Annotated in this window: 7 protein-coding genes, 1 tRNA gene and 1 pseudogene; 4 read left to right on the top strand and 5 right to left on the bottom strand. The window is 64.1% G+C overall.

The window, feature by feature from the left end:
• Both EOA27_RS16650 and EOA27_RS16655 read left to right on the top strand, forming a co-directional pair.
• A partial coding sequence (locus EOA27_RS16650) for an ABC transporter permease (protein ID WP_145970377.1) occupies positions 1 to 738 on the top strand: 738 nt, incomplete at its 5' end.
• Between the two features lie 17 nt (positions 739 to 755).
• Positions 756 to 1,592, top strand: a complete 837-nt coding sequence (locus tag EOA27_RS16655; protein WP_126080196.1) for an MBL fold metallo-hydrolase — start codon at positions 756 to 758, stop codon at positions 1,590 to 1,592.
• A 21-nt stretch (positions 1,593 to 1,613) separates the two neighbouring features.
• On the opposite strand, the gene EOA27_RS16660 is transcribed toward EOA27_RS16655, so the two are convergent.
• From EOA27_RS16660 to EOA27_RS16670, 3 genes and pseudogenes are all read right to left on the bottom strand, one after another.
• Positions 1,614 to 2,144: a dihydrofolate reductase family protein gene (locus EOA27_RS16660; protein WP_126080195.1), complete on the bottom strand. Its 531-nt coding sequence runs from the start codon at positions 2,142 to 2,144 to the stop codon at positions 1,614 to 1,616.
• A gap of 123 nt (positions 2,145 to 2,267) precedes the next feature.
• Positions 2,268 to 2,736, bottom strand: a pseudogene (locus EOA27_RS16665) (helix-turn-helix domain-containing protein); the annotation flags it as partial.
• Between the two features lie 29 nt (positions 2,737 to 2,765).
• Entirely contained in the window at positions 2,766 to 3,536 is a 771-nt protein-coding gene (locus EOA27_RS16670) for an SDR family NAD(P)-dependent oxidoreductase (protein ID WP_127256723.1), read from the bottom strand.
• An 88-nt stretch (positions 3,537 to 3,624) separates the two neighbouring features.
• Between EOA27_RS16670 and EOA27_RS16675 the strand changes: the two genes are divergently transcribed.
• Together EOA27_RS16675 and EOA27_RS16680 are read left to right on the top strand one after the other, a co-directional pair.
• On the top strand, positions 3,625 to 4,263 hold the full coding sequence (locus EOA27_RS16675; protein ID WP_126080193.1) for a TetR/AcrR family transcriptional regulator: 639 nt from the start codon (positions 3,625 to 3,627) through the stop codon (positions 4,261 to 4,263).
• Positions 4,253 to 5,050, top strand: a complete 798-nt coding sequence (locus tag EOA27_RS16680) for a rhodanese-like domain-containing protein (protein WP_126080192.1) — start codon at positions 4,253 to 4,255, stop codon at positions 5,048 to 5,050. Before EOA27_RS16675 ends, EOA27_RS16680 begins: the two co-directional genes overlap by 11 nt.
• 54 nt (positions 5,051 to 5,104) lie before the next feature.
• On the opposite strand, the gene EOA27_RS16685 is transcribed toward EOA27_RS16680, so the two are convergent.
• Positions 5,105 to 5,181 (bottom strand) — tRNA-Arg (locus tag EOA27_RS16685).
• Positions 5,182 to 5,461: 280 nt separating this feature from the next.
• A partial coding sequence (locus tag EOA27_RS16690) for a HAMP domain-containing sensor histidine kinase (RefSeq protein WP_145970378.1) occupies positions 5,462 to 6,556 on the bottom strand: 1,095 nt, incomplete at its 5' end.

Genomic DNA, 6,556 nt, shown 5'->3' on the forward strand with positions numbered 1-6,556 from the left:
AGCCTGCACGGCGTGCTCGTGACCGGGCTGATCGTGGCAAACCATATGCCGATCCCGTTGGCGGTTTTGATCGTGCTCGCGCTGGGCGCCCTCATCGGCGTCGTCAACGGCCTGATCGTCACCAAGCTCAAGGTCAATTCGGTGATCGCCACGCTCGGCGTCGGCACCGTGCTGGTCGGCCTCTCCTTTGCCTATTCGGCCGGCGTGCCGATCGTCTCCGGCGTGCCGGAAGCCTTCCTGCAACTGGCGCTGGGGCGCTGGCTGTTCGGCATCCCCAACCCGATCATCTTCATGGCGCTGGTGTTCGGCGGCCTGTGGTTGCTGGTCGAGCGCACCGCGATCGGCCAGGAGATCCAGGCGGTCGGCGGCAACCCCGCCGCGGCCCGGCTCGCCGGCATCAATGTCGACCGCATCAAGATCCTCGGCTTCGTGCTTTCGGGCATGTGCGCGGCGCTTACCGGAACCTTGCTGGCCGCCAGGCTTGGCAGCGGCACGACCAATGCCGCCGATTCCTATCTGCTGACCGCCTTCGCCGCCGTCTTCCTCGGGTCGGCCACGCTGCGCGACGGCGAGTTCCACATATTGGGCACCTTCATCGGCGCGCTCATCATCGTGCTCGGCTTCAACGGGCTCAACATCTTCGGCGCGCCGACCTTCTCGCAATTCGTGTTCCAGGGCGCCATCCTGATCGTCGCGGTCGGGCTCGCCAGCCTTGGCCGCTCGCTTGCCGAAAGCTGAATTGGAGGAGAATGCCGATGACCGTTCCGCAATCCGCGACATGGCAAGTCTTTGTGCTGGAATATGCGCGCTCCAAGGAACAGCCCTGGGTCGATCTCATCAGCGGCATGTACAATGACGGCGTGGTCGACCTGCCCTTCTCCTTCGTGCTCGCGCGCAACGGCGAACGCAACGTGCTGATCGATACCGGCTTCATGCAGGACGACCACAGCTTCTCGCAGAAGTTCGGCATCCCGACATGGATCTCGCCGGTGCGGATGCTGGCGGCGCTCGACATCCCGCCCGATCAGATCAGCGACATCGTGGTCACCCATGCGCATTTCGACCATATGGGTTCGATCGCCGAATTCCCGCGCGCGCATATCCACATCCAGAAGAGCGAACTGCTTTCCTGGTACGAGGCGATCGCGCTGCCGAAACGCTTCGCGCATCTGACCGCCATCATCGATCCCGACAATTTGCGCACCGCCCTCGAAGCCTCGATCGAGCATCGCGTGACGCTCATCGACGGCGACAAGGACAACATCTTCCCCGGCATCCATGCGCGGCTCGGCAGCGGCCACACGATCGGCCAGCAATTCGTGCTCGTCGACACCCACGCCGGTCGCCGGGTCATCTCCGGTGATTGCGTCTATTCGCGCCGCCAGTTCACCGGGCACAATCACGACGGGGTCTATGTCCCGCTCAACAATGCGGTGGGCAGCGTCTGGGAGCAGCTGAAGACCATCGACAAGATGAATGACGAGCTTGGCGGCGACCTGTCGAAGCTCGTCGTGCTGCATGATGTCGAGCGCTGGAAGGACCATCCGGTCGTCAAGGAGGTCGAGGGCTTCAAGATCGTCCGGCTCACCTGATCACGGGAGACCGTCGCGAGATCATGCTGGAGCGTAGGTCAACCTGATCACATCCTCGCCGATCCGGTCATGCGCCATCAGGCGAAGCGGCGGCCGGGGTCCGGCGAAATAAGGCTTGCCGCGGCCGAGCACGACCGGGTGCAGGTAGATCCGATACTCATCGATCAAGCCCAGTTCGGTGAGGCTTCGCGCCAAGTCCGGGCCGGCGACTTCGATCTCGCCGTCGTACTCGGCCTTCAGCTTGCGCATCTCGCCCTCAAGGTCATCCCCGACGAGGCTGGCGTTGGGGCCGACCGACTGCAACGAGCGCGAGACGACCCATTTCGGCTGGCGCCGCCACGCCGCCGCGTAGGCAAGGCGATCGGCATCCCATTCAGGATGCTCCTCGTCCCAGTAGCGCATGACCTCATACATGCGGCGACCGTAGATGCTGCCCGACTGCCGCTCGGCCTCCTCGATGAAGTGGCGGAAGAGCGTGGGGCTTGGCCCGAACGCCGTGTGATCGACATAGCCGTCCAGCGACTGGTTCATTCCGAAGACGAGCTTGGCCATTGCCTGTTCCTCACATGGCATTCGCGCGATCCGATTGCGTTGTGCAATCGGTTCAGGCTAGGCCAACTGATTTTATTTTGCAATTGGTTGGTGCTGCATGAACGCGCCCCGGCAAGGCGAAACTCAAGCGACCACCGCCAAGCCCGGTGAGGCGCGCAAGCGGGCTATGTCGCGCGCCGGCGGTTCGCCAAAATGACGGCGATATTCGCGGCTGAACTGCGACGGGCTTTCGTACCCCACGCGGAAGGCGGCGGTCGTCGCATCGATGTCCTGGACCAGCATCAGGCTGCGCGCGTCCTGCAGCCTGAGCTGTTTTTGGAATTGCAGCGGCGTCATCGCCGTCACCGCGCGAAAATGCTCGTGCAGGCTCGACTCATGCCCACCTCCGCGGCAAGCTGCTCGATGCTGAATCGCTCCCGGAAGTTCTGCCCGATCCAGGCGATGGCGCGGCCGACCTGAGCCACCCGACCCTGGCTGGAGGTGATGTGGCGCATCCTGGCGCCGTCCGGGCCGGCAAGCAGGCGATAGAGAATTTCCTGCTCGGCAAGCGGGGCAGCGCCGCCGGATCGTCGAGCAGGCGCAGCAGGCGCAGGACCACCAGCATGACGCTCCCCAGGGCGGCTAGATCCGAGCGCCGCCTGTGGCGTCGATGGACTGCCCCGTCGTCCACCGCGCGTCGTTTGACGCGACGAAGGTGATCACGTCTGCCACGTCGGCGGGCTGGCCGACACGTGAAAACACCGACAATGCTTCCGCGCCCGCACGGGCATCCGTCGCAAGCCAGTCCGCGTTCATGTCGGTGTCGGTGACGCCGGGCATGACCGAATTGACGGTTATGCCGCGGCTTGCGAAATCGGGAGCGAGCGCCAGCGTCAGTGTTTCGAGAGCTCCCTTTGACGCCGCATAGGCGGGGTGGGTCGGCGCTGCGATGCGCGTGAAGCCGGTGGAAATGTTGATGATGCGTCCGTCGTCCCGGATGTCATTGGCCAGCGCCTGGATCAGGAAGAACGGCGCCTTGAAGTTGATGGTCATGAGGTCATCGAATGTGGTCTCGCTGGTCTGCGCCAACGGCGTTGCCACCGCGATGCCCGCATTGTTGACGAGGATGTCGAGGCCGGCTTTGCCAGTCGCGGCCAGCGCCGCGGCCCTAAACTCTCCGGCAATGCTGTCGGCAGCCGCCTTGGCGTCGCGCAAATCCGCGCCGATGGCGACAGCTCGCGTCCCCAGTGCCTCGATATCCCGCACCGTAGCGTCCGCGGCTTCCTTGTTGCTGGCGTAGTGCACGCCGATGAGCGCAGCGCCTTCCCTGGCGAAGGCGAGCGCCACTGCTCGCCCGATACCGCGCGACCTGCCGGTTACGAGTGCGACCTTGTTCGAGAGGCGTCCGGACATTTGCAACTCCGTTGCGATTTTTAATAGCGATCGATATATTAATCCCGGTCGATGGTTGTCAACAGATTTTATAGGGATCGATATATAAATGACCGAGCCTCCAAAAAAACGGGGCAGGCCGAGGACCCTGGATCGTAATGTCGGGCTTGATGTCGCGGCGCGGCTGTTCTGGGAACACGGCTATGAAGGAACATCGATCGCCGACTTGACGGCGGCCATGGGCGTGACCCCGCCGTCGCTCTATGCGACGTTCGGCTCCAAGGAGGAGCTGTACAGGCAGGCGCTCGACCGTGCCACCGAGCGGGAGAGCAAGGCCCGGATGGACGCGCTACGGAGCGATATGAGCGCTTATGAGGCTTTGTCCTTCTACCTGCACGACGTCGCGACCGGCATCTCGCGTCCCGACGATCCGCGCGGATGCATCGTCTCGACAGCGGTTGTTCAATGCGCGGCGGAAAACGAGACGGTGGCGAAATCCGTAACCGCAAGGCGCGAGGCTGCCATCAAAGCCATACGCGAACGTTTCGACAGGGCGGTCGTCGAAGGGGAACTTGCCACCGGCACCGACACGGATTCGCTTGCACGCTTCTACGGAGCTTTCGTGCAAGGAATGTCGGTGCAAGCCTGTGACGGCGCCTGTACCGAAAGGTTGAGACGTCTGGTCGATATCGCGCTTTCAGCCTGGCCGGGAAGCCGTGGTGAAAGAAAGGTCCCCCATGCCCCATGACCCCGTCGTCGAACAGTCCGCTCTGAGCACGTTGCCCACTTTCCGCCTGCTCGACGTGCGCGATCAGGCTGCCTTCTCCTTGGGCCACGCGCCCAATGCCGTCCGCGTTCCGATCGAGGTGTGGGAGGCTGCAGCAAAAGCCGGAGAGACGTCGTTCGAGAACGTCGCTTATTGGGAGCGCGCCATTGGCGAACTCGGTGTCGATGGGGAAGTGCCGGCCATCGTCTATGATGACGGGCGAATGACCGAGGCCGCGCGGGTCTGGTTCATCTTGCAGTATTTCGGAGCGAAGGCGTTCATCCTGAACGGTGGATGGCCGGCGGTCGAACGACACGACGACCTGCCGGGGGCGGCCCAGGCAGCCGGCGCCTCGGCTGTCTTTCGAGCCAGGCCCGGCGCGGGTCCTGTCGGTCTCGTCGATCGGCAGACCTTGAAGGCTGAACTCGACGGTGATGTGCGCATCTTCGATGCCCGCACCGCTGGTGAATACACAGGCGAAGACCTGCGCCGCAATGCGCGCGGCGGCCATCTGCCCGGCGCAAGGCTGCTGCCGCACGCGAACCTGCTTGACGGCTCGCGCCTGATGCCGGCGGCGGAATTGCACGATCTTCTCGCGCAGGCTGGTTTCCAATCCGGCGACCATATTGTCACCCATTGCGACGGCGGCGGCCGCGCCGCTCTCGCTGCCGCCGCAGCGGCCCGGGCCGGCTATCGCGATGTTCGCGCCTATTACCTCAGCTTCGCCGATTGGGCGAAGGATGAAAGCTGCGCGATCATTCGCGATTGAGCGAGCGTGGTCCCGGCGGCTACCAGCGGTAAATTTCGGCGATGGCAGCGGAAATGGCGCGCCCGAAGAGATTCGAACTCCTGACCCCCAGATTCGTAGTCTGGTGCTCTATCCAGCTGAGCTACGGGCGCGCAACAGGCCGTGTGTGACACAAGCCTCGCGTTCCGGTCGAGACGGCCGGCCGCGATGTGGAGTGTTCCCTAACGACTGAATTTGAGAATTGCAAGCCGATCCGGCAAAAGTTTTGTCGCAGGCGGTTCCCCGATGTGGAGGTGTGCCGAGATTCAGGTCAGGCCGAGACGAAAATGGTGGATTCCGAGAACCGGAGCGGAGCGTACTTAAAGTACGTGAGCACCGGAAGCGCAGGAAGCTGTCATTTGCAGGCCGGCATCACCTGAATATCGGTACACCTCAAGCGGGGCGGCGCAAGCCGTTGCGCGCTTGGTCGAGCCGGACCGGCTGGTCGGGGATGGTGACGGCGAAGACGGTGCGGCCGCCGATCGATTCGACAAGCTCGACCGAGCCGCCATGGGCGCGGATCAATTCGTGCGCGATCGCCAGGCCGAGGCCGGTGCCGCCGCTGCGCGCCGAGCCCCGGAAGGCGGCGAACAGGTTCTCGCGCGCCTTGGGGGGCAGGCCGGGGCCGGTGTCGGTGACGGTGATGCGGCTGACGCTGCCGTGACGCTCGGCCGCCACCGCCAGCCGGCGCACAACCGTCCTCTCCGTATCGGCGGCCATCGCCTGAATGGAGTTGCGGCACAGATTGGTGAGCACGCGGAAGAGATGGTCGGAATCGGCGTCCACCTCGAAGGCATGCTCGACGGCGTTGATGAACTCGATGCCTGTCTCGATGTCGAGCAGGCCGTGCACGTCGTCGACCAACTGGCGCAACCTGAGGCGTCGGCGTGACGGCGCCGGCTCCTGCGTGCGGCCATAGGCGAGCACGCCCTCCGAATAGGCAACGGCGCGGTCGAGCGCGCGCACAAGTTTCGGCGCGAAGGATTGCACAGTCGGATCCTTCACCTGGCGCAGGCGGTCGGACATCAGCTGCGCGGAAGCCAGGATGTTGCGCATGTCGTGATTGATCTTGGAGACGGCGAGGCCGAGGTCGGCGAGATGCTTCTGTTCGGAAAGCATCTTCTGCAGCCGGTCCTGCATCTGCGCCAGCTCGCGCTCGGCCACGCCGATCTCGTCGGCGCGCTCGGTCGGACAGATTATGCGCCCGGGATCGTCTGGCGCCTCGGAGAAGGACAGGATCGAGCGCGTCATGGTGCGGATCGGCCCGATCATGATCAGGTCGATCGCCGCATAGACGAGCATTGCGGTGAACAGCGAGATGAGCAGCGAGACGACGGCGACATTGCGCGAGTATCTGAGCATAGCGTCGCGCAGACGGTAATCCGGCATGATCAGCTCGAATTCCTTGTCGCTGTCGCCGACCGGGCCGAAGACGCGCAGCATGCGCTTGCCGCCGAAGAACAAAGTGTCGAGCGCGCCGGTCATGCC

The organism is Mesorhizobium sp. M2A.F.Ca.ET.037.01.1.1 (assembly GCF_003998075.1).
Taxonomy (GTDB): Bacteria; Pseudomonadota; Alphaproteobacteria; order Rhizobiales; family Rhizobiaceae; genus Mesorhizobium.